The sequence below is a fragment of the Limosilactobacillus sp. genome (genome assembly GCF_022651205.1).
Classification (GTDB): Bacteria; Bacillota; Bacilli; order Lactobacillales; family Lactobacillaceae; genus Limosilactobacillus.
Genome location: NZ_JALCQI010000020.1, coordinates 1 through 26,111, shown reverse-complemented (window position 1 = coordinate 26,111; position 26,111 = coordinate 1). Strand labels below are relative to the sequence as shown.

The window sequence follows — 26,111 nt, the reverse complement described above, 5'->3', positions numbered from 1 at the left end:
AGGCAGTCTTGGCTTCTTGCCACCTTTACCAGGACGGCGTTGCTTGTTATTTGAATCGTATAGTTGAACACGGGTAAGGCGTTCATTATTGTTTTGATTATTCAATGGATTCACCTCAGAGTCAAATATGAGACTTATATTTTCAAGGATATATTATAACATTTTACCGAATAATTAACCGTTTTAGTGATATTTGACAATAAAAATTAGGGACCGGGAATAAACCCAGCCCCTAATTTTAATCATTACTTTTATTTAGGGAGGAAAAGATATAAGAGTTATCTTATGCTTCCTAATATACAGACAAGTCATGAAGAAATTGTGACGGATTGCTAAAGAATAATTAATCTTTAGCTGTGTCCTTCATTTTTTCTTCTTTTTGACCGAATCCTTTACCTTCAGCAGCAAAGCGCTTATCACCACGGTAAAGTTCAATGCAAGTCCAAGCTAAGAGAATAAGAATAGCGATAATGGTGAGGTAGGCAAGGACGTCAGAAGTTCCCTTTGACCAAATATCAAAGCCTTCGTAAGTTGAAGGAAGGTTGTAAAGGTTCAAGAACGTTAATGCGATAACTGAGATCCAACCGCAAATCTTAACCCAGGTACGGTTCTTAAACTCACCCATTTCAACTTCACTGTTAGTCATCATTAGAAGTGGCAACATGGAGAATGGTAGGGCAAAGGCCAAGAAGACCTGAGAATTTTCCATCAAGAGGTTCAATGCGGTGTGTTGTTGGATAACGGAATCACCAGAAGTCATTGCAACACAGGCAAGAACAGGGATAACGGAGATAATCCGCGTAACAAGACGACGAGCCCACAATGGCATCTTCATGTGGACGAACCCTTCCATGATTACCTGACCAGTTAAGGTACCAGTAATGGTTGAGTTTTGACCAGAAGCCAATAAGGCAACGGCGAACAATGTTGAAAGAATACCCGATTTAGCAACGGCAATTAAAATTGGGTTACTGAGCATTGAGGTGTTGTTCAGTGCGTCGTACAAACCGAAGAATGAACTATCCTTAACAGCACCAAACTTGAAGACAGCAACACCCATGATTAACAAGAGTGAGTTAACAATGAATGCTAATGATAACTGAATATTTGAGTCCCAAGTGGTGAAACGAACAGTTTGCCGAATTTCATCAAGGTTGTTGTGATCAAGTTGCCGAGTTTGTGAAATTGCGGAGTGAAGGTATAAGTTGTGGGGCATAACGGTCGCACCAATGATCCCAAGCGTACCACTCAATGGAGTAATTCCACCGATTTCTGGGTGTTGGGCAATTGCCTTAGCTGATGGTAGCAAGCCCATGAATACGCCACCCCAATCAGGCCGTGATAAAGCAACTTGGTAAGCGAAGACAAATAGGATAACTAAAATTAGGCAGGCAACGATTGCTTCGATTTTCCGGAATCCAATCTTGGTTAATAATAGCAATACTAAAACATCAAGAACGGTAATAAATACTGATGGAATTAACGGAATATGGAATAGCAAGTTAAGGGCAATCGCAGCACCAATAACTTCGGCAATATCAGTCGCCATAATGGCTAACTCAGTCATAATCCAAAGAATAACACCTAATGCTTTACCGGTACGGGCCCGTGTTGCCTGGGCCAAGTCCATTTGGCTCACGATTCCGAGTTTAGCTGCCATGTATTGAAGTAACATCGCAATCAAACTTGAAATCAAGATAGTAGTCATTAAGGTGTATTGGAAACTTTGACCACCGGTAATTGAGGTAGCCCAGTTACCAGGATCCATGTAACCCACGGCGACTAATGCACCAGGGCCAGAGTAAGCGAATAATGTTCGCCAGAAACCTTTACCATGTGGAACCTTGACAGTTCCGTTGATCTCTTCTAGAGACTTACCGTTAGCATATTCAATTAAATGATGCTTACGGTGTTGATTTTTTGTGTTGTCCACGCCAAATCCACCTTTCATCTTTTTTTGTTAACACGAATTGGACACAATGGTTAACTTAAATTGATTACTTTGTTAGGGTAACATAAAAAATAATGCATAACAACGGAAGATTGCCGATTTAACGGCGTTTATCGTCGTAATGAGGAAGAACTAAAGTGAAAATTTGGTTGACCTAATAACATTACAACCGCTTTCAAAGAATCGAAAATAAAATTTAAAAATAATAAAAGAGGTTAATTATTTTTAAAATAGTGTTTGTGGTAGTTAATAGATAAACAAAACTATGACAACCGGTTGACATTAGGGCGATTATTCATTTATAATCAAACACATAACTTAAAAGAAATATTTCACAAGCGAGGTATTAATGGAATGAAAGCTCTTGTATTAACTGCTGTTAAGAACTTAGAAGTTAAAGATGTTGAAATGCCAGATGTTAAACCTGATGAAGTGTTAGTTCACACTGCCTATGCCGGTATTTGTGGAACCGATCACGCGCTTTACGCTGGTTTACCAGGTTCAGCTGATGCTGTTCCACCAATTGTTCTTGGTCATGAAAACTCCGGTGTTGTTGCTAAGGTTGGTTCAGAAGTTAAGAACGTTAAGGTCGGTGACCGTGTTTCTGTTGACCCAAACATCTACTGTGGTGAATGTAAGTACTGCCGGACTTCACGCCCAGAACTCTGTGAACACCTTGATGCTGTTGGTGTTACCCGTGATGGTGGGTTTGAAGACTACTTTACTGCACCAGCTAAAGTTGTTTACCCTATTCCTGACAGTCTTTCATTAAAGGCAGCCGCTGTTACTGAACCACTTTCATGTGCCGTTCACGGTGTTGACCTTCTTGAATTACACCCATACCAAAAAGTATTGGTTATCGGTGACGGCTTCATGGGTCAATTATTTGTTCAAACTCTTCTTGCTCAAGGGGTAGAAGAAGTTACATTGAGCGGCCTCTCAGAAGACAAGTTGAAGTTGAACCATGACAAGTTCGGTGCTAAGACAATCAATACCGCTAAGGGTGAAAAGATCCCTAATGATACTTACGACATCGTAATTGAAGCCGTTGGTCGTCCAGAAACTCAAGAACAAGCTGTTGAAGCAGCAGCACGTGGTGGTCAAGTATTGATGTTTGGTGTTGGTAACCCAGACGACAAGTTCTCCATTAATAGTTATGAAGTATTCCAAAAGCAATTAACTATTCAAGGGGCTTTCATTAACCCTTACTGCTTTGAAGATGCAATTGCATTGATGGGTTCAGGTAAGGTTGATGTATTACCATTGCTTTCTCACGAATTCGACCTTAAAGAAGTTGATGACTTTGTAAATGGCCGGATTAAGGGTGTTTCTAAGGCTGTTGTTAAGTTAGCAGGGGAAGAAGCATAAATCTAACTACTAACATATTACTCATATTATTAGTGAGGCTGAATTTAATTATTGGCCTCACTTTTTTAATTTCAGTTGTTGACACGGTGTCACTTTAAATGATAAAGTTAGTCTAACAATTAGTGACACGATGTCACTCTGGAGGAATGAAAAATGCCAAGCACAACTTTTCTCAATTTAAACGAACCAAAAAAAGCGAAGATTAATCAAGCGCTACTGACTGAGTTTAGTAATCACAGTATTTCTGATGCCCAAGTAGCACGGATTGTCAAAAGTGCGGGGATTGCTCGTGGCGCTTTTTACAAATACTTTGATGATTTACATGATGCATATAACTATCTCTATCAGCAAGCAATGAGCGATATTCATAAGAAGATTTCAGGTAGCAAGCAGATGCTTAGTGCTAAGGAGTACAGAAACCAGATCCAAGCTTTCTTAGATGTGGTTAACGGTAGTCCATATCGTGATCTAGTTAAACTCCATTTTCAGGTAAATGAGGGTCTAGTTAAGGCCAATCATATAAACACCCCACAACCTAAGAATGGTCGTGAATGGGGAGTAATGGTGCTCAGTCACGAAGCAATTAAGGAAAGCCTAGAGACTCCAGAAAAAGAAGAGAAAATTATTGATCAATGTTATGAAGCAATTCAGGCTCTTACAAAGGAAGCGTGACTAAAATGTTCCTAGCAATTAAAGAAATCTTACACGAAAAGTTTCGTTACGGATTAATCATGGCGATGTTTATCCTCATTAGTTATTTAATGCTTATTCTAATGGGGTTAATGCTTGGTTTAGCGAATGAGAATACTGCGGCGATCAAGTCTTGGGACACCCAGACTGTTTTCTTAAATAAGAATAGTAACGATAGCCTTAGTCAATCAATGATTACGAAAGATCAAATCAAGGGTCTCTCAAAGCATGACGCCCTAGTTGGGGCAACGCCAGTAGTAATCGAAACAGCGGGAAAGAAAAGTAACAAGGAAAGTATCCAGTTTGTCGGGCTAGATCCAAGCCAATTTATCTATCAAGACAAATTGAAGCTAGTCAGTGGTCGCCAAGCAAAAAATAACCAACAAATTGTTCTAGATGAGAGTTTGAAGGAGAAAGGGTACCACTTAGGACAAAAGGTTACACTAAATTCCTTATCACAAGAATTTGAAGTAGTTGGGTTTGCTAAAAACGCCAAGCTAAATATTGCACCAATTGCATATGGAAATTTAGGGACGTGGCGGCAACTAAAGGAAGTAGATAGTTCGGTTGTTGCTAGTGGAATCTTTAGTGACGATACACAAGAGACGAGTGCGGAGCCTAAATTAGCACATTATACAGTGAAGGAGTTTATTGATAAGTTACCGGGATACCGGGCGCAGAACACAACGTTCCTCTTTATGATTTCCTTCTTGATGGTAATTTCGTTAATAATTATTGCAGTCTTTTTGTATATCTTAACGATGCAGAAAATGGCCCACTTTGCGGTTCTCCGGGCTCAGGGGGTACCGGCAAAGCACTTAATTAGTTCGACGCTGGCTCAGGCAGTGATCCTGGTTTTTGTTGGTGATGTTGGCGGGATTGCACTGACTGAATTAACTTCACTACTCTTACCAACAACAGTGCCAATCTTGATGAACTGGCCATTAATCTTGGGCTTATCAGTTGTGATGATTGTTTTAGGGATGCTCGGGGCATTACTTCCCGTACGGTTAATCCTTAAGATTGATCCAGTCAAAGCGCTTAATTAAGGAGAAAAATATGGAAACAGCAATTAAACTAGAAAACGTGAATAAGTCTTTCGGCAAGGGAGTCGGCAAAGTTCACGTGTTGAAAGATGTTAATTTTACAGCTAATCTCGGTGAATTATGTTTAGTTCTTGGCCCATCAGGTTCCGGAAAGAGCACGTTTCTGACAATTGCTGGGGGATTGCAGACACCGGACAGTGGGAAAGTAATCATTGATGGTCAAGATTTTTTAAACTTACCAAGTAAGAAGCGTGATCAGTTCCGTCTAAATAAAATCGGCTTTGTGCTCCAATCGTATAACCTGTTACCTTATTTAACAATTGCCGATCAATTTAAGCTAGTGCAGCAAGTGAAGGCAAAGGGGAATTTGAACCAGGAAGAGCTTCAAAAGTTGTTGCGGGAGCTTGGCATCGAAAAACTCTTAAAACAATACCCAGCAGAACTGTCTGGCGGTCAAAACCAGCGAGTAGCGATTGCTCGTGCTCTATATACTGAACCGCAAATTGTTCTGGCTGACGAACCAACTTCTGCACTCGATAGTGAACGTGTTGAGATGGTTGGCCGCTTGCTGAAAAAGTTAGCTGTCAAACGAAATAAAGCGGTAATCGTTGTTACTCATGACCTTCGCTTAAAGCAATTTGCCGACAAAATTTACCAATTGAATGACGGAAAATTACTGCAGGAGAAGGAATAGCAAGTAGTGAGCCGAAGATGATAATAAGATTTGCTTTAGATTGTTATCAGCTAATTCTTGAAGAGGGAAGATATTGGTATAATTAACAATTAGTAAGCATTTAGTTCGGAAAATAAGGAGGAACTCATGGCCTTTTTAGAATTAAAGGACATTCACAAATCGTACTACCTAGATAAACAAGCATTTCCTGTTCTTAAAGGGATTGACCTCTCTTTTGAACGGGGTGAATTTGTTTCCATCCTTGGTGAATCTGGTGGGGGTAAGTCAACTTTGATGAACATCATTGGTGGACTTGACCGCAACTTTGAGGGAAAAGTAATTGTCGATGGTAAATTAATTGATCACAGTAAGGAAAAGCAATTAGATAACTATCGGCGCTCAACCGTCGGCTACATCTACCAATCCTATAACCTAATTTCCCACTTAACGGTCCTTGATAATGTTTTGATTGCCTTAGACATGACAACATTAGATAAGACTGCTCGGCGCAAGCGGGCCTTAGAGTTGCTTGAACGTGTTGGCCTAGCAGACCAGGTTAATAAGCATCCGAATCATTTGTCTGGTGGGCAAAAGCAACGAGTAGCGATTGCGCGGGCGTTGGCGAGCGATCCCCAGTTGATTATTGCGGATGAACCAACGGGAGCCTTGGATTCTGAAAATACCAAAGAAGTATTGAACCTTCTTGATGATATTGCTAAGGACGGGAAATTGGTAATTGCCGTTACCCACTCCCAAGAAGTAGCTGATCATGGTACTCGAGTTGTTCACCTTGCCGATGGAAAGATTGATGGTGATCAAAGGTTACGACCAGCTTATCCAGTTCCCCAAGATTTAGAACGACTAGAATCCCGGGAATTACCAGCAATTGCTAGTTACCGGACGTCATTTAAGCACCTGATGTATAACTTCTGGCGAAATTCGTTAATTATGCTTGGCACTGCGATTGGAATTTTTGCTGTACTTCTGTTTAGCGGGTTAGGAAATGGGGTTAATGGCTATATTCAAAGCCAAATTAACTCACTTGCCAACCCACGAAGCATTACCATATTGAAGAACACAACCGGGAAAAAGATGACCCAGGATCAGTTACAAATGTCGGCGCAGAATATGATGGCAGATCCCCAATCGATGTTTATTAAACAAAGTGAGATTAACCGAGTAAAGAAAATTTCGGGAGTTTCTTCTGTTGAAAAAGGCTATACCCTGCCAAGTTATCGGTTATCGTATAAGGATCTTCAACAGAGTGGGGCATCAATGGATAGTTGGACTAATGCAATGACTACCCACGGGATTATTAAAGGACACAAGCCTGGAGATGGTGAAATTGTCCTGACTAAGCAGCAGGCAATCCAGTTAAATGGGGTTAAGAAGTACAAACAGTTAGTTGGAAAGACGGTCAAGATCAGTTTTAACTGGGTTGATAAGGCTGGTAAACCGGTTCAAGCTCAAGGAAGCGTTAAGGTAGCGGGGATTTCTAATGGGACCAGTGTTCGGACTGCACTCAATACTTCGACAATTACAAAGATGATTCGTGAGGCTAATGGTAGTCCTCAGCCTAATTTTCTTTCTGTAAACGTTAAGGATCTTAACCAAGTACAAACCGTTGCCGGAAAGATAAACAACTTACGTGATGGCCAGGACAAACGAATTCTTGGTGCAGTGACGGTCGGGTCTATTTTGAAGACGGTTAATACCTATGTTAAGTTAGCCTCAACCCTCCTTGCTGCAATTGCGGGAATTTCACTATTAGTTTCCGCGTTAATGATTATCGTAACAATGTATATGTCAGTTTCGGAACGGACCAAGGAAATTGGTATTTTACGCGCACTTGGTGAACGGAAGAAGGATATTCGGCGATTGTTTACTTCAGAATCAATGTTTATCGGCTTCTTCTCGGCAATCTTAGCTCTAGTAATCGTTCTTGTTGCGACGTTAGCAATTAACCATGGTTTGTACCCGTTAATTAAGTACAACATCATTCAAATCACGTTTGGTAATATTGTCTTTGCGTTTGTTATAGCGTTGATTATTTCATTCCTAGCGGCATTATTACCAGCAAGACGGGCAGCTAAACTAAATCCAATCGATGCTCTTGCGGCAGATTAAAATTGAATAAAGAGGAAATAACCAGTGATGCAAGGACTAAAGTAGCCCTGATCATTGGTTGTTTTTCGTTGAATAATATACGGTTTACTGGAAAATGGCTATTTTCTCCATAAAATGTAAAAAATATTTTTAGGCTAACCGAAATGGAGTTATAATATAGTGTGGAGGTGTTAAAATGACGACGGTTTATGTTCAAGATGATAAGGTAACTCAAGAATTTAATTGTTCCGACGGCTCCACTGGGGTATTGAAAGTGGAGGATTTAAAGACAGCACCAACATATTATTTTAAATTTTATGCTCACAGCCATCCGAGTTTTCGGCTAGCTGATGACGAATTTCACGATGGGGAAGAAGTCACGATTAAAGATGTCCTTAGTAGCGATCAGGTCGCACTTAAGTTTGTTTAGTTAAAAATGATAAGAGACGCAGAATTAGGTAAACGTCTAGTTCTGCGTCTCTTACTTTTTATCGATGAATTATTTGTTCAGCGTGTGATAAGACATCTGCGATTAATGTCATTACGTGGGGATCTTCAAGGTGGTAAATAATCGTCTTGCCTTCTCGCTTCTGTTCAACGAGATTAAATTTCCGCAGTAGTTGCAATTGGTGGGAAACTCCTGATTGTTCCCAATGCATTCGCTGACTAAGCTCCGTAACACTCATTGAATCCTGAATTAGTAGGTATAATAACTGGAGACGTTTTGGATTCCCCAATAATTTAAATAGCTGACTAATTTCCTTGATATCGTTAAAATCTCTCCCCGTCTGGCTAATCATGTAATCACTCTTTTCACTATCTAAACAAAACCCCAATATGTGTATAATTCTATTATATAACAAAAGGGATTGTGACATAAATTATATTACCTAGATGAAATAACACACGACGCAGTACACAAATAGGGCTTCAGTGCTCGGAAAATCCGAGCACTGAAGCCCTATTTGTGCTTGCGAGGGCGTGAAAATGAAGTCATTTATGACTTCATTTTCACGCTCCTTTTGTTAATGATTTAGTTATTAATTAGAGAACAATCTTTTGTCCTGCGATAATTTGGTTTGGATTAGAAATGTGGTTTATCCGTGCCAAAGTTTCGTAACTCATTCCGTAACGTGCTGCAATGGCGGAAAGGGTATCGCCAGACTGGATGGTGTATGAACCACCACGGTTTGATGATGTAGCAGCTGCAGAACGGTGACTAGTGTAGCCACGACCACCTAGGTTTAAAGTTTGACCAGCGTAAATTCGGTTAGGGTTAGAAATATTGTTTAACCGTGCTAATGTTTCATAACTCATCCCGTAGTGAGCGGCGATTGCTGATAATGAATCACCAGCCTTAACGGTATATGAACCAGAAGCGGAAGAGGTAGAAATAGAAGCACTATGACTTACAGCAGTTGAAGAAGCGTCAGCACTTAACTTTAATACTTGACCAGCATAGATCCGGTTAGGATTAGAAATGTTATTTAACCGTGCCAGAGTTTCGTAGTTAGTACCGAGTCGAGAAGCGATTGCTGAAAGTGAATCACCAGCTTTGACGGTGTAAGTTCCAGCAGAAGTATTACTATTGCTTGTTTGGTGGCTTTGAGCTGGAGCACTAGTGTTAGCACTTAACTTTAATACTTGACCAGCGTAAATTCGGTTAGGATTAGAAATGTGGTTGAGGCTAGCCAAGGATTGGTAATTAGTTCCGAACTTATTAGCAATTCCAGAGAGGGTATCACCTGATTGAACAGTGTAGGTTCCGCTAGCGTTAGATGAACTGGAACTAGCATTAGTTGTGGTGCTTGTTGAAGTGTTAATTTGTGGGGTAGATTGTTGCCGAACAAGAAGATGTTGACCAACATAGATCCGGTTTGGATTACTAATGTCATTTAGTGAAGCAAGGTGGTTAACCGTTGTGCTAAACCGGTTGGCAATTCCAGAAAGGGTGTCACCGCCTTGAACAGTGTAGTAACCAGTATTACTTGTACTTGCACTTCCACTATTGTAGCTGCTGTTATCACCGTTGTTGTTCTTATTAATAACAACTTTTCCGGATAAAGCAACTGAGTCAAGTTGGGTTAAGTTGTTTGAACGGATAATACTCATTAAAGTATTAGCGTAACTAGGATCAGTTGCGTAACCGTCTTGTTGAAGCTTACGGGTAACTGAAGCAGGGTTGGTGTCACCAAGGAGGTTCCGGTAACGACTGTTAACGTTTAAGAAACGACCATGATCAGCAACCGATTCAGAGTTATTGGCATAAGCACGGAAGTTAGCGTTAACGTAAACAGAACGACCACCGTATACTTCACGTGTTCGCATGGTTACGGAATGACCGTTATAAGAGCCCTTAATTCCAAAAAGGTTATGTGCGCTAGTGGATAAGCTAGAACGGCCCCAACCACTTTCAACGATCGCCTGAGCAACAGTAACTGAAGGAAGAACGTGGTATTGGTTCCAGCCATCAATTGCCCCTTGAGCAACACTTTGAATGAATTGTTGTGAGTGGGCATTGTTGCTAAAGTGAAGAGAATTTAAATTAACCGAGGCAGGTGCTTGTGCTGCATAGGCTGCTGTTGTGTTTGCTGAAGCAACTGCTGATTGTGGAGTAGCAGTTGAGCTAGTAGCACTGCTTGCTGGTGCAGAACTAGCAGTAGCGGTACTCGAAGAAGTAGAGCTGACTGCTGAAGTTGCGGCACTGGCATCACTAACTGCACTACTGGTGACTTTGACATTGGATGCTAAGGTAGTAGCAGTGATATTACTACTGTTAGCACTTTGACTTGCGGCAGAATCTGCTGAGTTGCTATTAGCGTTGTTACTACCAGAGTTAGTATTAGCAGTAACCTCAGTGGCGTTACTATTTGGTTGACTTTCATCGGCATGAGCTACAGCACCAGTAGCGGTTAATAAGGTGACTGCGGTTAAACCGGCGAACATCCATTTTCGACCACTTTTATACATCTTGTAATGCGTTGTCGAATTTGTTAGTTCCGAACGATTCATTATTCTAACTCCCCCTAGATAAGATTCTTGAAAAATTATCAGCTAATCGAACAATAATTAAAAAGTAATAAAAAGTAAACTTTATTAAGAAGTTATTAAGATTCCAAGCTAAGTAAAAAATATCATTTATGGATAAAAAGAGCAAGCAATTTTAACAATTATCATCATAACAAAAATAATAACAAACCTTTCTTATCAATTGAAAGGTTGAAATATAGTTAGTTGATCATAATTGACATTATTTTAAAAGTCGTTCACTTAAAATAATTTTATTTCTTTCATTCATCTGATGTTAGGATATAATGAAAAACAGTTTGAAAAAGATTGGGGAAAAAGTATGGTAGCTAAACTACAAGACGTGGCGAAGTTAGCAGGGGTCTCCGTAACGACCGTTTCACGCGTAATCAATAATTATAGTTCTTTAAGTGAGAAAACCATCAAGAAGGTCCATCAAGCAATGCGTCAGTTGAACTATCAGCCAAACGCTTTAGCACGAGCGATGCAGGGGAAGCCTTCGAAGTTTATCGGCTTGATCTTTCCAAACCTTACTAACCCCTTTTTTGCGGAACTAGTTAATGAGTTGGAACACCAGTTATTCCTAAAGGGTTATAAAACGATTATTGCCTCGTCCGCCGAAAACAGGGAAATTGAGCATGAGTATTTGAACATGCTTTTTGCCAATCAGGTTGACGGCATTATTTCAGGTTCACATAATCTTGGGATTGAGGAATATCAACAATTAACGGCCCCAATTGTTTCATTTGATCGTTACCTTTCTGATAATATCCCGATTGTTGCTGAGGATAGTTACCGTGGTGGACAGCTGGCTGCCCAATTTATGGTAGAACACCAGGTGAAACGGTTGGCCGTAATTGTTGATGAGGATACTTCAGTTTCACCAACGTTGAACCGTCTTCAAGGGGTAGTCGATTATTTGAACCGTCAGGACAAGAACTTTGTAACCCTAGCTAAGGAAGAAATCGGTAAAACAAAATTTGCCGACAAATTTGATGGTGTAATCGCCTCAAACGATATCCAAGCATTAGAGATCATTGCTCAATACCAACAAAGCGGTTATAAGCTAAACGATGACTTCTTTGTTACAGGTTATGATGGTTCGCAACTTGTTTGTCAGATTGCACCACAATTACCAACAGTTGTTCAGCCAATTCACGCGCTTGCTGAAAATCTAATTTCAACATTACTTGAACGGGTTGCTAACCCAACGAAAAAGGTTAAGTCAGTAACTTTACCAGTTAAATTTCGGGCATAGGTTATATCCAAAAAAGGACTCTAACATTCGAATGCTAGGGTCCTTTATTATCAACAATTTATTCTTCTTTACTGTTATTACTTTGCATGAACCGTTCAATCAGTTCTGCTTCTTCGTCCGTTGCTTCACTGTTTCCAGACTTGATATCGTGAATCCGTTCAACAGACAAGTGGCTACCAAAAGCAACCTGGTTATCGTTCATATCGTGTTCACGTTCAAATTTGATTAATTCTTGGGCAATTTCGTTCAAATTATCCATGAAATAAATTTCCCCCCTTAGTGCACATAGCGTGGTTAATTTAAAATTCACTATCTATATTGTAAGACAATCTTTAACTTGATGCCAAAATTAAGTTTATCATAGTTTGTGAAAATGAAATGGAATAAATATTTAAGTTTTATTGATGTGAGCGGACAAGGACATCTTTTTGTGTGATAATCAATATAAACCTATTGAGAAGAAATGGAGAATTAAAATTATGAGTTGGAACTGGCTAGGCTGGTTAATGTGGCTTTTAGGAATCGGATTTTTAGCTTTTGTTATTCACTATATTCGTGTAAAGCAATTAATGTTAATTGCAAAAACGAAAAAAAGGTTTGATGGCAGGCTATTTACTCAGTATGTAATTATGAGTCTAGTAGCTATTATCTGGTTAGGTGGATTGGTTTACCTCCGCTTTATTCAACCAGTTAACTATAATAATCAGCAACGAGTACGCTTATCAACAAAGTACCAGCCGCTACAATTGCACGATCAGGGAAATGATTACTACTATGTTCTCGCTAAGCGGAGCACGTCTGGAAAACGACCAATTGTTTCTTACACTTACTGGGCAAATGATTCAAAGTACATGGTTAGCTCCCGTTTTAGTTCAATTAGTGATGGAGCTCGCCTTATTCCGGTTGAAGCAACAACATTGCCTTGGAACGAGAAAAAGTTACAGAAGATCGATAACGAATCCGGACATGCATTTGCTGCGGTAATGACGGGACACTACCGGAATACACCATTAAACGGTTTGAGTCTTCGAGCCAATCATGTTGCTTCTAGCTACACACTGATTCGGGTACCGCAAGAGAATATGATTGTTGAACGTTAGTAACTTTTGCTGTATTTAAAAGTTAAGGCTGGGAATTAACCCAGTCTCTTAACTATTTTAAATATAAGAATACAACAGCGCAGTAGCTGGCTGGCAGTTCAAACGTTGATAAATCAGCATTTGACCAACTCCTAGTAGGCTAGCTTCGCGTCGTAGCCATCCTTCCAATAGGCTAGCTACGCGTCGACGGAGGTGGGACAACGAACTAGACAAGCTAGTTCTGTCCTACTCTCTTTCTATTTTTGGGGGAGTTTGAAAAATAAACGAATGATAAAAGAAAAATCAGTTCAATTAAAATGGATTGCTTTGGCGAGTTTGCTAAATAACACTGGAGCTGCATTTATCTGGCCGTTAACGACGATGTACGTTAATAAGTACTTAGGACAAACGTTAACTACCGCTGGGATTGTGATGCTCTTGATATCAGTTTCGATGATGATTGGTAACTATAGTGGTGGCTGGCTATTCGATCACTGGAGTTCTTATCGAACGGCTTTGTTAGGGGTGATTTGTTCAACACTGCCAATAGTTTTGTTGATTTTTATCCATGATTGGCCGTGGTATGCACTTTTAATGGTCATCAATAGTTTTGGGGATGGGGTTAACATGACGATTATTAACTCCTATGGAACGGCTGTCACTGATCATCCTGCCCGCTTCGTATTTAATTATGTTTACATGGCATTTAATATTGGGGTTGTTCTCGGAACACTTCTTGTCGGGATCCTACTCCCAATTAGTGTAGTTTTGGTATTTAGTGTTGCTGCGATCTTCTATGTTGCTTTAACGATGATGGTCTTGCTAACTTTCAATATTGAAGTGAAAGGCGGGACAAAGCAGCAAACCAAAGCAACGGGGAAGACTCAGGGAAGACCAAAAATGATGATGCTGGTAGTCCTAATCCTGATTAACGTCATGACAATCCACATTAGTTATTCACTTTGGGAAAGTGTGATGGCTGTCCACATGACAAACATGGGGATTCCTTTCTATGCTTACAGTATGTTATGGACACTGAACGGGATTATCATAATTATCGGTCAGCCACTGGTTAATAAGTTAAGCCCTTATATGCGGTTATCGACACAAATCGTGTTGGGGATTCTAATCTTTGCAAGCTCATTCTTCTTCTTGATTTTTGCAAAGAACTTACCGGAGTTTGTGATTGATTTTGTGGTTTTAACGGTTGGTGAAACGTTAAGCTTTGCGGGCCTCCCCGCGTGGATTACCCAGTTAACTGGGACAGAAAACGCGGGACACTACCAGGGACTATATAATATTGTCATCTCAGTGGGACGGGCGATTGGTCCCTTATATGGTGGTTACATAATTGAAAACGGCAGTTATCAGGAGCTATTTCTTTCGGTTTTTGCGTTAATGTTAATAACGTTGATGTTTGTGGGCCTTAAATTATTTCATATTCATCACCAACAGAGCCGGTGAAAGGTACCAAAAGTCTGCTAGCTATGGTAAAATCACACATGAATAATTAGAACAATTAAGTTTAAGAATTAATTATAGAGAGACGATTTAATTTATTAGTCGCCCTCTAAGGCTGTTTGTCTTAGGAGGGCGCTTTGTTTTGAAGGGAGAACTAGTATGGAATACCAAAAGCCAAAAGGAACCGCGGATTTATTACCAGGAACAACTAACCTTTGGGAAAAGGTAGAAGGCGTTGCTCGAGAGGTGTTTGACCAATTTGGTTATCGTGGTATCCGGACACCAATGTTTGAAGATTATAATGTCTTTTCACGGAATGTTGGTGATACTTCAGACATCGTTGAAAAGGAAATGTATGACTTTCATGATAAGGGAGATCGACACATCGCTTTGCGGCCAGAAGGAACCGCTGGAGTAGTTCGGGCTTACGTTGAAAATAAATTGTACGGACCAGAATACCCAAAGCCATACAAGGTTTACTACATGGGACCAATGTTTCGTTATGAACGACCACAATCAGGTCGGCAACGGGAATTCCACCAAATTGGTGTAGAAGCGTTAAACAACGAGTCACCACAAATTGATGTTGAAGTAATCGCAATGGCAATGCAACTCTTTAAGCGGTTTGGTGTTCCTAACGTTAAGCTAACGATCAATACTTTGGGTGATAAGCAGGTTCGGGAAGACTACCGTGAAGCATTAATTAACTTCTTAAAGCCTCACTACGACGAATTAAGTTCTGATTCTCAAGAACGGATGTACCGGAACCCATTACGGGTATTGGATAGTAAGGATGCTGGTGACCAAAAGATTGTTGCTCAAGCACCATCGATTCTTGACTACTTAGATGATGAATCACAACAGTACTTCGACCAAGTACAATCCCTATTAAAGAAATTAGGAATTGACTATGAGATTGATACTAACATGGTTCGGGGATTAGATTACTACAACCACACAATCTTTGAAATCATGTCAGACTCACCAGTATTTGGTGGTGGCTACACTACTGTTTGTGCGGGTGGTCGTTACAATGGTCTTATTAACCAACTTGGCGGTCCTGAAGAGGGAGGAATTGGTTTTGGAATGGGAGTAGAGCGGTTGATGCTTCTTCTCCAACAAGAAAATCCAGACTTCGCTCCTAAAGATCAACTGGACGTCTTCTTTGCTAGTGCAAACGAAGATGGGGATGCCCTTGCCTTTAAGATTTTGAACCAAATTCGTGATAAGGGCGTTGTTGCTGACAAGGATTACAGCGGCGTTAAGGTAGGGAAGCAGATTAAGGAAGCCTTCCGGCGAAATGCAAAGTACTTTGCAGTCTTTGGTGAACGGGAAGTTGATGAAGGTCAATTCCAATTGAAGAACGCCGCAACTAAAGAAACGCAAGATATTAAGATTGCTGACTTTGTTGCAGAACCAACAAAATATTTACATTAGTAAAAAATCTCCCGAGGATTATCCTCAGGAGATTTTTAAATAAGGGCGCTAGCTAGTTAATCATCAACCTTATACGTTCCCATATCACTGGCAATAACAACTCGACCAGCGTAATCTTTCCCGGCAGCTTTTGTTAAGCCAACTTTATTCATAGCAAAAGTGACGGTAGTAGTAGCTTTTACAGCAACTCCCATTATTTCTCCGGTATCAGTATTGATTCCAGAAGGCATGTCAACAGCAACAACTACAGCATTACTTTCATTAATTGCCTTGATTGCGTCAGCGTAACTTCCTTCAACTGGACGGTCAATACCGATCCCGAAAAGAGCATCAACGATTAGTGAAGCATCATTGAGAACACCGAGATCAGTTGTTTGAGGAATTTTGTAGTACTGACAAATCCGATCTTGGACTTGGTGCTCATCGGAAGCGTGGTCGGGATTACCAATATTCAGAATAGTAACCTTAACGCCAGCAATATGAAGGAGACGGGCAACATCTAATCCATCCCCACCATTATTACCGCTTCCGGCAACAACCACGACATTTTGTAGGTTCAATGGGAACGCATTTAGTACCTCATCACGAACAGCCAAAGCGGCCCGTTCCATTAAGACGAGTGACGGAATTCCGATTGTATTAATTGTGTATGAATCATAGTGCCGCATTTGTTCAGCGGTAATTGCATCGTTTGCCATGATAATAACCTCCTGAATATAATCTAACTCTAGCTTAGCACTTTTACTGTTGATGTATGTAATGGGACAACGGTAAAATATGGGTAGTTTAATAAAAGTTCGGGGGAAAAGGAAATTGAGTAAAAAGGGAAAATATGAGGTTCAGCGGTTTACGTGTATTCCGGTTGAAACGGACGATAATGGTAAGTATAAACTAAAGACCGATCAGCAGGGAGAAGCCAAGATCCACATTTGGCGAACTGGAAAGCATACTAAAGGAAAGTATCAACGCCCTGGTCAACTAATGATGACGGAAAATAACCTGATCGCCGTTATCGTTGCAGCTGAACCGATGGCCTTTAAGGATCGTCACAGTGAAACACCACTACAAAGGTTTTTGACAACTTTTGTGGATGATGATGTTTTGCAACAGGGGTTGAAATTGATGGAATAACACGGTAAATAAAAGGAGATCCAGAACTCATCTGAGGAATCTGGGTCTCCACTTTTTATTTAATTACTTGAACTTCCGTATTTAGATCACTAGCAAGTTTATCCGCGAGAATAACTGCTTGGTTATGCTCTTCATCTTTGGCACCGTAAAGGAGAATGACGTTTTGTGACTTTAACTCTTCCTGAACGATTGCCCGTAACGTGTTGTAGTAAGAAGGAGTGGCTGCGATTTCTTTTAGGTAGCGTTCCTTAAATTCAGGGAAACGAGCAACGTCATGACCATACCACTTACGAAGTTCACTACTTGGGGCAACTTCTTTCATCCAGCGATCAAGATGGGCCTTTTCCTTTGAAATTCCCCGTGGCCAAATACGGTCAATGAGGATTCGGTAACCATCTAAATCGGCTGGCTTGGTATAAATTCTCTCTAACTTTAGTTTCATAATAGTGAATCGCCTTCTATTTAGTGATACCTTTAGGATAGTACAAATTGAGGAGGAATCAAAGATGCTGACACAATATCAACAGTTCTTTACTGGTCGACCAACCGAAGAGATCGCCCAGTCACTACTAGGAAAGCAGATTATTTATACTAATTCTGACGGGACTAAAACCGGTGGGTTGATTGTTGAAACTGAGGCATACCTTGGTGAAAATGATTCCGCTTCGCATGCGTATAACGGTCGACGAACGAATTATTCTGAATCCCTTTACGGTAACCCGGGAAATATTTACCTCTATCAGATTCGTGGTCATTATTGCTTTGACGTGGTTGTTCAGGATGCCGAGGAACCGCAGGGAGTGCTTATTCGTGGTTTAGAGCCAACAATTAACCAGAAACAGATGGCTGCCAATCGGGGGATGACCAGTTTTAATATTAGCAATGGACCTGCCAAACTAGTTCAAGCCCTGGGAATTCATTCTCGAGCTTTGGACGGTAAACCTTTAGAAACCAGTCCGCTAACGATCCAAATTACAGGTGGTCGTCAGCCACAAGAAATTACCACAACGAGCAGGATTGGAGTAAATCTTAAAGGTAAGGACGGCCGAAAACCATATCGTTTTTATGTAAAGGGGAATCCTTATGTTTCTGGACTCCGTAAACGAGAAATGAACTTAGCAAATTATGGATGGGAGGGATAGGCTTGGCCTTAACGTATCAACAGCTTTTAGTTACTATCCCGCTAGTTCTACGGGCCGGAAATGTTCCCAGTATTGTTGGTGAAGCGGGGCTAGGAAAGACGGCATTGGTTAAAGAAGTCGCGGAACAAATGAAAGCCAAGTTATTCACGACAGTGGTGAGCCTAAGTGAAAAGGGAGACTTGGCAATCCCGGTTCCTCCACTAACAAGTGATTCATTTGTTGAGACGAAAGAACATGGTCGGTTGGCCAATGTTCAATTCGGCTATTCAGAAACATTAGTGTCGATTGTCCGTTATGCTGAAGAGAATCCCGAACAAATAATTATTTGGTTTCTTGATGAATTTAATCGGGGTCCCCAAGCGGTCCAGAGTGAATTAATGAATTTGGTTTTGCAACGGCAGATTAACAGCCTTCGGTTACCAAAAACGGTAAAAATTGTGATTGCTGAAAATCCCGATAATACTATGGAGGGGTTTGAAAATAGTGAGTATGCAGTCTCAACCGGGGATGCTGCAATTAAGGATCGAACTGTTCGCTTAGTAATGACAAGTTCAACTGATGAATGGCTTGCATGGGCAAAGCGGCCACGAAATGATCACCGTTCACAGGTTAATCCCTTAGTAATTGATTACCTAACCCGCTATTCTAGTCGACTGGTTCAACCACATCAATTTGGTTCAGATCTAACCCCAACCCCGCGAGCGTGGGAACGAGTATCAAAAAATCTTGACCAGTTACAGCAACTTTCCGGGAAAATGCAGGCCCAACTTGCCCCCGACCTCTTTAGTGGAGATCTAGGGACGGAAATTGGTGTTTCATTTGCTAAGTTTGTTCAAGCTCATGGAGTGCGACTGCGAGTTAGCGATATGATTAGCCACGCTGAATTAGAGAACGATTTTCAACAGTTAGAAGAAGCGGATAAGTTATCGCTCCTGCGTGAATGGGTGAAGAAGTACCCAGAAACGTTAGCTGAGGATAAAGGAGCAGCTAGTTTCAGTTCCTATTTGACGGATATCAGTCCCGATGGTCAGTACGCACTTGTTCAGCAAGTCGGGGAGAATGATGATTTACTGAACCAAATGTATGATACTGCTAAGAATAATCCGGAGGGTGCAGTTGCCGAACTATACGAGACCGGTGCGCAGATCGCAACTTATGGAGATAAGGGCGAATGAACCAGTTAGCAAAATTACTTGAGCAATTACGACGAAATCCGCAAGATTATGCTCTGGTTTATCAGGTCATGACACAGGCAATTATTCAGGTTTTGCAGAGCCAACGAATTCTTGGAGAAATCTTGTTGCAGGTGCCCAGAAAAATTGATCAAGAACAAGATGCTATCCTTGGCCTTTCTTGGCGGGAAAATCAGCTTGAAATAAGGATCGCGCCCACTCCATTAGCTGAATTACGGAGCGATGAAGTAGTGGTTCTCTTAGAACATGAGGCGTTACATTTATTGTGGCAGCACCCGTTACGGTATGCGGATTCACCGACGCCAGCGTTGGTTCAAATAGCAACGGATATTGCGGTGAATCAGTATTTACCGGAAGCACCCCGAAAAACAATGACTTTAGAAAAACTAGAGCGTCAGTTGCAACGAAGAGTGCCGCCTTATCAAGATTCAAGTGATTACCTTCACCTATTATTGAGTCTGTCGGATCAGGAGAAGCAAAAGTTACGGACCACCGGTAGAAATAGTATTTCAATTGATCCGGCTGTTAAGGACGCTAATTTACGTCAGGAAACGCATCAGGGGTGGCAGCTAGGTAAAAGTCAGCTTCTTCCAGGCAATCAGCAGTTACGATTAGCACAAATTAAAAAGATCCTTCACCAAGCTTGGACGAATACCCCGAAGAAGGATCGGGGACTTTTACCTGGTGATGTTGTGGCGATGCTTGATACACCATCACAGAAAGACCAATTTAATTGGCAACAGGTAATCAGTTATCAATTTGGAACAATTGCGGCTGGTCGAGAAGAAGTAGTATACCGATTTAATCGACGACAGCCATGGCGGATGGAGCTTCCCGGAACGGTTAGTCGGCTAGTTCCACGGATCCTTACTTTTGTGGATAATTCTGGCTCAGTTACTGATGATGAACTCGAAGGGATGTTAAGCCAGCTCAGTCGATTAGCAAGTAATAAGCACCTTCCGTTAGAAATATATCCCTTTGATGCCCAAGTCCATTCAGAGCAACGGCAAAAATTAATTAATGGTGGTCGAGTAACGTTCCGTCGTGTTGGGGGTGGTGGAACGAGTTTCCAATGTATTTTTGACTTTCTCCACAATCAGCGAGTTAATCCAACATCTTCGCAAGTAATTATCATGACCGATGGTTGGGGTGAAGAAAGCATTAATTCGTATAATTTTCACCATGTTGATTGGCTATTAACTGGTGCGGTAACTGATCTATCAGTAAAACACCCGGTTGGCCGCGTTCTTAATTTAGGAAAGAGGATAATATGACCGAACTATTAAAACCAGCGGTAATGAAGCACATCCTAACCCATTCCAAAGAATATCAGCGGGCTTTGAAGCTTCTTAATGTTGATTGGGATCTCGGCGATCAAATGTTGTTCCGGGATCGGGTTACGGCAGCAGATGTGATTTTTGCCCGTCAATTACAGCACCACCACTTAATCATTGGCAATGTTAATCTCGATGATTATCAGGCGGTGGGTCAACTGTTAACTCAGCATTCTCAATGGTTTAGTGCGACTGCGCGGTTTGAGCTACTAAAGCCGTTTAATGGTTAGAAATTACTTAAAAATAGTATAATAGAATTATGACTGATAAGGAGGATGAAGAGCGTGACAGTGAATGAACAAGAAATAAAAAAGGATCTGTATGATGCGGTTAATGGGGAATGGTTAAAAACAGCCAAGATTCCTGATGATAAGCCAGCTACTGGGGGCTTTAATGATCTTGTAGATGAGATTGATAAGCAACTCATGGATGACCTTGATGCATATGCAGATGGAAAGAAAAAGAGTGATGATTCACGGTTTAACGAGATGGTAAAGTTATACCGGATCGCCAAGAAATTTGATTTCCGGAAGAAGGTTGGTCCACGGCCCCTTAAACGGATGTTGTCTAGTGTTGAAGAACTGCAATCATATGATGAATATCAAGGACAATGGCGGAATTGGATTATGGCGGGGATGCCATCACCTGTTGTTTTTGATATTGACGCTGATATGAAGAATGCCACTGTTTATGCCCTCTTTGCTTCAGCTCCTTCATTAATTTTGCCAGATAAAAGTTATTATGAAGACGATAAGAAAGAGCAACACGACCAACTCTTGAAACTGTGGTCATCAATGGTTGCCACTTTGATGGATAAGTTAGGTTACAGTAAAGACGAGGCTACTAAGCATATTGAAAATGCTAAGAAGTTTGATGCCTTACTTGCACCAAACGTCAAGAGTGCAGAAGAAGCAGCTGATTACAGTAAGATGTATAATCCACGAACTGTTGAAGAGTTAGCTAGTTCGACTGATCAACTTGATTTGGCAGAAGTAATTAAGCGGTTGGTTAAGACGACTCCTGAAAAGGTAATCGTAACCGAACCAGAATACTTTAAAGCCCTTGATGGGATTTTGAAGGATCACTTTGAGTTATTTAAGAGCTGGGCACTAATTGAAGTTATTCGGGCCAATGCTAGTTACCTTGATGACAAAATGCGGGAAATTAATGGCCGGTACAGTCGAGCCCTCTCTGGTAGTAAGAAGCCAATTAACCAACGGAAGTTTGCTTACTACCTAGCTCGAGACGTCTTTAGCCAAGTAATGGGAGACTATTACGGGAAAAAGTACTTTGGCCCGCAAGCCAAGGAAGACGTCCACCACATGGTTGAACAAATGATCAAGGTCTACAAGGGACGGTTAGCTAATAATGACTGGCTAAGCAAAAAGACCCGTGATAAGGCCATCTTGAAGTTGGATAAACTTGGAATTCAGGTTGGTTATCCCGATAAGATTCCCGCACTCTATGATCAGATCAAGATTGACGAGGGTGAATCACTAATTGCTAATTTGAACCAAGCAAATATTGTCGCAAATCGGGAAATGTTTGGTCGGTGGAATAAACCAGTTGACCGGATGCGTTGGGAAATGAGTGCTGCAACCGTGAATGCTTACTACCACCCATTTAAGAACATCATCGTCTTCCCGGCTGCGATCTTACAAGCACCATTCTATTCTCTTAAACAAAGTAGCAGTGAAAATTACGGGGGAATTGGTGCGGTAATTGCTCACGAAATCTCGCATGCCTTTGATAATAATGGTGCCCTCTTTGATGAATTAGGAAACCTCAATAACTGGTGGACAAAAGAAGACTCCGCCCATTTCAAGCAGCTGGCACAAAAGATGATCAAAGAATTTGATGGGATTGAATTCGCTGGGCAAAAGGTTAATGGAAAATTGACCGTTTCCGAAAACATTGCTGATGCTGGGGGCCTAAGTTGTGCCTTAGAAGCCGCTAAGCAAGAAGCCGACTTTGATGCCAAAAAGTTCTTTATTAATTGGGCAACTATTTGGCGAATGAAAGCCACTAAGCAGTATGAACAACTATTACTTTCAATCGATGTTCATGCTCCACAAAAACTCCGGGCTAACGTTCAAGCCGAAAACCTTGACGACTTCTACACCGCCTTCAACATCCAACCCAACGACCCCATGTTCAAAGCCCCTGAGGAGAGGGTGAAAATATGGTGAAGAGGAGAGTGTGAGCCAGCGAAGGACTTGCGGAAAGCTAGCAATTTCTCCTGACGAAGGCGACTTGCGCCTAGGAAGGAGGTTGCTAGCTCTAGCAAGTCACCTACAAGCACATTTACGAAAAGAATATAGAAGGTTCCGCTTGTCTTGTGTAATTAGACAAGCGGAACCTTTTAAAATGCCATGAATCTTAGCGTGACATTTATTCTCTCAGCAGGTATCTTAGAATCAAGAATTATTTCCCGGGAAATTAATTTGACATCGGTAGAGGAGAAATGTTAATGAACTTTGCACAAAAGATGAAATCGTATCGACAGAAGAATAATTGGACACAGCAAGAAGTTGCTGGAAGACTAGATGTTTCACGGAAAACAATTTCTAGTTGGGAGAATAGTCGAAGTTATCCAGATATTTTTATGTTAGTGCAGATTAGCGACCTTTATCGGGTAAGTTTAGATGATTTGTTACGGGAGGATCATGAAATGATTGATAACTATAAGCAAGAACATGAAATGAATAAAAAAGAGCAACGGTTCTTTATTGTTAGTTACGGAGTCAATGTGATTATTTCCATTATGGCGGTATTACATTTTAGTTTAGTTAATATTCCAATTATTAATAAGTTCGCTGGCGTAATTGCTTTAGCGTTAATTTTCAATACTTGGGTACTATGTAATTACATTAACTGGAAAAGTCTTAAAATGAAGTATGGCTTTTATACCTGTTGGTTGGTGTTAACCATTATGGAATTTAGACTAACTCTTTCAACATTAGATGGGAATATTCACTATCAACTAGGATATGAGCTTGGAAAGCTTACCGGAAGCATCTTAGTAAGCTTTTGCATTACTGCTACGATTTGGTTATATCCACAATTTAAGACTAAGATTAGTCAATAGAATTCTTGGTAATTAATAATTATCAGGGGAGGGGAAATAAATGAGTCGACTTAAAGCAATTCAAGGAGACATCACTCAGGTTCGTGTAGATGCCATCGTCAATGCGGCAAATACAACGCTAATGGGCGGTGGTGGTGTTGATGGTGCAATTCATCGGGCTGCAGGACCAGGACTATATGCCGCTTGTGAGAGATTCCATGGCTGCCCAACCGGAGAGGCAAGGATTACCAGTGGCTTTAACTTACCGTCTAGGTATATTATTCATACACCGGGACCAGTTTGGCATGGTGGGAACCATGGAGAAGACGAATTATTGGCTAATTCGTATCGTAATAGTTTACGATTAGCGGAAGAAAACAACTGTCATACAGTGGCTTTTCCTTCAATTAGTACCGGAGTTTATGCATTTCCGTTAGATCGTGCTGCTCGTATTGCGGTTACGACAATTCGTGACTTCCTTAAGACTGATCATGTGATCGATGAAGTCACGATGGTTTGCTTCGATCCAACCACATATGCAGCTTATCAAAAGGAAATTAATAAATAGTCAAACAGCCTCTTAGTATGCGGAGATGTCTGCATATTAAGAGGTTGTTCGTTTATAAAATTAATTTTCTGCAATTGGTTCATCAACAATTTGCCGATATGTTCTGGTAGTTAGCCCATAAAGGATAAGGTAAAGGACAAGAAGACTGACAGCTACGATTATCCCAACAGTAATCATTAATGGAAGATCGTAGAAGTTAAGCTGGATCATAATTTGCCGAATTGCTGGAATAGCAAAACAAAGGTTAATAATTGCGCCAACTACTGGTAGTAGGAAGACCATCAATACTTGGCTGTGGATACTCTTAACGGTTTCTTTTTCGCTAAGACCAACTTGTTGCATTGTCTTGAACCTTGTTCGGTCAGCGTATCCTTCAGAGATTTGCTTGAAATAGATAACGATTGTTGTCGTAATCGCAAGGGCTAAACTAACGAGGATTCCAACGAAAACCAGACCGCCATAAAGACCATTAATTAATGATGTGATCGTCGCTTTTCCCGTAAACGCGAGGTTGTTGATTGCTAGCTTTGACTGTAAGTCGTTTTCAAACTTTATTCGCTGCTTTTGATTACCCCTTAATTGATAGTTAAAAGTGGTAACGGTTGTTAATGGTAATGGTTTAGGCAGTTGGTTAACGATAATAAAGGTTGGCGTGTAAATACTGTGGTCAGGATTGAAGTGTTGAGCAAAGTGATTGAGTTTCTTTGCTTGGTATTGATGACCATTAACAATAATTTTCCCATGACGCCCCTTACTATTTGTGTAAGTCAGTGCCTGCTTATCTGTGAGATGAATATGCTGATTAGTGATTCGATTATATTCCTTAGCCGTCAAGAGAATTATTGAACCGCTAGTCTTGTTATTCATCTTTTGGAGACTGCCTTGGCTGATAAATCGGTTGTTATGCCAGTAACCGTATTGTGGAGTTGACATTTTATATGCTAAGTAGTGATTGATTTTAGCGTGATGTTGTTGGGCTGTAGAATTAATCGTCGCCTTTTGGCTCTTAGTTAACCCTTTAGTATTGGTAATAACGACATCTTTTGGCGCATACGACTTAACCGTACTACTGATTCCCACATAAAGAGTGATTGAGGTAAAGAGAATTACCAAAATTGAACTACAGAGCAAACAAATTGTAGCAAGACTTGCCCCATTTTGTTCCATCCGTTGAATCATTCCAGAAATAGCGATGAAGTGACGAGGCTTGTAGTAAAACTTCTTGTTCTTCTGGAGGAGTTTCAGGAAGATTATACTGCCGATGATGAACAGCAGGTAGGTCCCAATCACTAGGAGAATTACGGCGAAAAGGAAATGTGAAATGGAGGAAATTTTTGGCTTAATTGTTAGAGTAATGTAGTATGCCCAGATTAAAAGTGCAAAGCCAAGAATACCGGCAAGTGAGTAGAGAACACCATGCTTTTTGGGGTTGGTGGATCCGGGATGCCAAAGTTGACTAGGTGTTAACCGGTGAAGTTTAATCAAGTCAATAATCGTAATTAAGGCGAAAAAACAAATGGTTAAAGTAGTTGTTTTGACAATTGCTGACGGAACGAGCCATGGTTGAGAGATATGTCCAA

At 40.8% G+C, this 26,111-nt stretch carries 25 protein-coding genes; 18 read left to right on the top strand and 7 right to left on the bottom strand.

Annotation, left to right across the window (positions count from 1 at the left end):
- Window positions 1-343 precede the first annotated feature (343 nt).
- Window positions 344-1,951, bottom strand: coding sequence for an Nramp family divalent metal transporter (locus LKJ51_RS05300; RefSeq protein ID WP_434737686.1), 1,608 nt, complete (start codon window positions 1,949-1,951; stop codon window positions 344-346).
- A 354-nt stretch (window positions 1,952-2,305) separates the two neighbouring features.
- Between LKJ51_RS05300 and LKJ51_RS05295 the strand changes: the two genes are divergently transcribed.
- The 6 genes from LKJ51_RS05295 (at window position 2,306) to LKJ51_RS05270 (ending at window position 8,264) form a co-directional block, all read left to right on the top strand.
- Window positions 2,306-3,319, top strand: a complete 1,014-nt coding sequence (locus tag LKJ51_RS05295; RefSeq protein ID WP_291978383.1) for a zinc-dependent alcohol dehydrogenase family protein — start codon at window positions 2,306-2,308, stop codon at window positions 3,317-3,319.
- 153 nt (window positions 3,320-3,472) lie between these two features.
- Window positions 3,473-3,991 carry a TetR/AcrR family transcriptional regulator gene (locus tag LKJ51_RS05290; RefSeq protein WP_291978384.1) on the top strand — a complete coding sequence of 173 codons (519 nt, stop codon included), beginning with the start codon at window positions 3,473-3,475 and terminating at the stop codon, window positions 3,989-3,991.
- 5 nt (window positions 3,992-3,996) lie between these two features.
- Window positions 3,997-5,058, top strand: coding sequence for an ABC transporter permease (locus tag LKJ51_RS05285; RefSeq protein WP_291978385.1), 1,062 nt, complete (start codon window positions 3,997-3,999; stop codon window positions 5,056-5,058).
- Window positions 5,059-5,068: 10 nt separating this feature from the next.
- Window positions 5,069-5,749 carry an ABC transporter ATP-binding protein gene (locus LKJ51_RS05280; RefSeq protein WP_291978386.1) on the top strand — a complete coding sequence of 227 codons (681 nt, stop codon included), beginning with the start codon at window positions 5,069-5,071 and terminating at the stop codon, window positions 5,747-5,749.
- Between the two features lie 126 nt (window positions 5,750-5,875).
- Window positions 5,876-7,855, top strand: a complete 1,980-nt coding sequence (locus tag LKJ51_RS05275) for an ABC transporter ATP-binding protein/permease (protein WP_291978387.1) — start codon at window positions 5,876-5,878, stop codon at window positions 7,853-7,855.
- Between the two features lie 175 nt (window positions 7,856-8,030).
- Window positions 8,031-8,264: a hypothetical protein gene (locus LKJ51_RS05270; RefSeq protein ID WP_291978388.1), complete on the top strand. Its 234-nt coding sequence runs from the start codon at window positions 8,031-8,033 to the stop codon at window positions 8,262-8,264.
- Between the two features lie 58 nt (window positions 8,265-8,322).
- Here LKJ51_RS05270 and LKJ51_RS05265 read toward each other — a convergent pair whose 3' ends face one another.
- The gene (locus LKJ51_RS05265) at window positions 8,323-8,634 is read right to left on the bottom strand and encodes an ArsR/SmtB family transcription factor (RefSeq protein ID WP_291978389.1); all 312 of its coding nucleotides are present in this window, start codon (window positions 8,632-8,634) and stop codon (window positions 8,323-8,325) included.
- 244 nt (window positions 8,635-8,878) lie between these two features.
- On the bottom strand, window positions 8,879-10,846 hold the full coding sequence (locus LKJ51_RS05260; RefSeq protein ID WP_291978390.1) for a LysM peptidoglycan-binding domain-containing protein: 1,968 nt from the start codon (window positions 10,844-10,846) through the stop codon (window positions 8,879-8,881).
- 337 nt (window positions 10,847-11,183) lie between these two features.
- Between LKJ51_RS05260 and LKJ51_RS05255 the strand changes: the two genes are divergently transcribed.
- On the top strand, window positions 11,184-12,119 hold the full coding sequence (locus LKJ51_RS05255) for a LacI family DNA-binding transcriptional regulator (RefSeq protein ID WP_291978391.1): 936 nt from the start codon (window positions 11,184-11,186) through the stop codon (window positions 12,117-12,119).
- Window positions 12,120-12,177: 58 nt separating this feature from the next.
- Here the strand turns inward: LKJ51_RS05255 and LKJ51_RS05250 are convergent, their stop codons facing one another.
- Window positions 12,178-12,378: an LBP_cg2779 family protein gene (locus tag LKJ51_RS05250; RefSeq protein ID WP_291978392.1), complete on the bottom strand. Its 201-nt coding sequence runs from the start codon at window positions 12,376-12,378 to the stop codon at window positions 12,178-12,180.
- A 220-nt stretch (window positions 12,379-12,598) separates the two neighbouring features.
- Here LKJ51_RS05250 and LKJ51_RS05245 point away from each other — a divergent pair, with 220 nt between their 5' ends.
- The 3 genes from LKJ51_RS05245 (at window position 12,599) to hisS (ending at window position 16,096) form a co-directional block, all read left to right on the top strand.
- Window positions 12,599-13,219, top strand: a complete 621-nt coding sequence (locus LKJ51_RS05245) for an LVIS_2131 family protein (protein WP_291978393.1) — start codon at window positions 12,599-12,601, stop codon at window positions 13,217-13,219.
- A gap of 267 nt (window positions 13,220-13,486) precedes the next feature.
- Window positions 13,487-14,662: an MDR family MFS transporter gene (locus LKJ51_RS05240; RefSeq protein ID WP_434737685.1), complete on the top strand. Its 1,176-nt coding sequence runs from the start codon at window positions 13,487-13,489 to the stop codon at window positions 14,660-14,662.
- Between the two features lie 156 nt (window positions 14,663-14,818).
- Window positions 14,819-16,096 (top strand): histidine--tRNA ligase, encoded by a 1,278-nt coding sequence (gene hisS / locus LKJ51_RS05235; protein ID WP_291978394.1) that lies wholly within the window; start codon window positions 14,819-14,821, stop codon window positions 16,094-16,096.
- 56 nt (window positions 16,097-16,152) lie between these two features.
- Here the strand turns inward: hisS and LKJ51_RS05230 are convergent, their stop codons facing one another.
- Window positions 16,153-16,794: an NAD(P)H-hydrate epimerase gene (locus LKJ51_RS05230; protein ID WP_291978395.1), complete on the bottom strand. Its 642-nt coding sequence runs from the start codon at window positions 16,792-16,794 to the stop codon at window positions 16,153-16,155.
- Window positions 16,795-16,909: 115 nt separating this feature from the next.
- On the opposite strand from LKJ51_RS05230, the gene LKJ51_RS05225 reads away from it, so the two are divergent.
- A complete protein-coding gene (locus tag LKJ51_RS05225; RefSeq protein ID WP_291978396.1) occupies window positions 16,910-17,227 on the top strand; it encodes a DUF7671 family protein in 318 nt (105 codons plus the stop codon).
- A 55-nt stretch (window positions 17,228-17,282) separates the two neighbouring features.
- Here LKJ51_RS05225 and LKJ51_RS05220 read toward each other — a convergent pair whose 3' ends face one another.
- Window positions 17,283-17,669 carry a DUF488 domain-containing protein gene (locus LKJ51_RS05220; RefSeq protein WP_291978397.1) on the bottom strand — a complete coding sequence of 129 codons (387 nt, stop codon included), beginning with the start codon at window positions 17,667-17,669 and terminating at the stop codon, window positions 17,283-17,285.
- A 64-nt stretch (window positions 17,670-17,733) separates the two neighbouring features.
- Here LKJ51_RS05220 and LKJ51_RS05215 point away from each other — a divergent pair, with 64 nt between their 5' ends.
- The 7 genes from LKJ51_RS05215 (at window position 17,734) to LKJ51_RS05185 (ending at window position 24,531) form a co-directional block, all read left to right on the top strand.
- The gene (locus LKJ51_RS05215; protein ID WP_291978398.1) at window positions 17,734-18,369 is read left to right on the top strand and encodes a DNA-3-methyladenine glycosylase; all 636 of its coding nucleotides are present in this window, start codon (window positions 17,734-17,736) and stop codon (window positions 18,367-18,369) included.
- A gap of 2 nt (window positions 18,370-18,371) precedes the next feature.
- Complete coding sequence (locus tag LKJ51_RS05210; protein WP_291978399.1) at window positions 18,372-19,544, top strand: ATP-binding protein; 1,173 nt, start codon at window positions 18,372-18,374, stop codon at window positions 19,542-19,544.
- Window positions 19,541-20,836: a DUF2201 family putative metallopeptidase gene (locus LKJ51_RS05205; RefSeq protein ID WP_291978400.1), complete on the top strand. Its 1,296-nt coding sequence runs from the start codon at window positions 19,541-19,543 to the stop codon at window positions 20,834-20,836. Before LKJ51_RS05210 ends, LKJ51_RS05205 begins: the two co-directional genes overlap by 4 nt.
- The gene (locus LKJ51_RS05200) at window positions 20,833-21,126 is read left to right on the top strand and encodes a hypothetical protein (RefSeq protein ID WP_291978401.1); all 294 of its coding nucleotides are present in this window, start codon (window positions 20,833-20,835) and stop codon (window positions 21,124-21,126) included. The genes LKJ51_RS05205 and LKJ51_RS05200 overlap by 4 nt, the downstream gene beginning before the upstream one ends.
- 45 nt (window positions 21,127-21,171) lie before the next feature.
- The gene (locus tag LKJ51_RS05195) at window positions 21,172-23,085 is read left to right on the top strand and encodes a M13 family metallopeptidase (protein WP_434737684.1); all 1,914 of its coding nucleotides are present in this window, start codon (window positions 21,172-21,174) and stop codon (window positions 23,083-23,085) included.
- A 281-nt stretch (window positions 23,086-23,366) separates the two neighbouring features.
- Entirely contained in the window at window positions 23,367-23,984 is a 618-nt protein-coding gene (locus tag LKJ51_RS05190; RefSeq protein WP_291978403.1) for a helix-turn-helix domain-containing protein, read from the top strand.
- A gap of 40 nt (window positions 23,985-24,024) precedes the next feature.
- Entirely contained in the window at window positions 24,025-24,531 is a 507-nt protein-coding gene (locus tag LKJ51_RS05185) for an O-acetyl-ADP-ribose deacetylase (protein WP_291978405.1), read from the top strand.
- 60 nt (window positions 24,532-24,591) lie between these two features.
- Here the strand turns inward: LKJ51_RS05185 and LKJ51_RS05180 are convergent.
- Window positions 24,592-26,111, bottom strand: a 1,520-nt coding sequence (locus LKJ51_RS05180; protein WP_291980154.1) for an FtsX-like permease family protein, incomplete at its 5' end; no start/stop codon positions are given.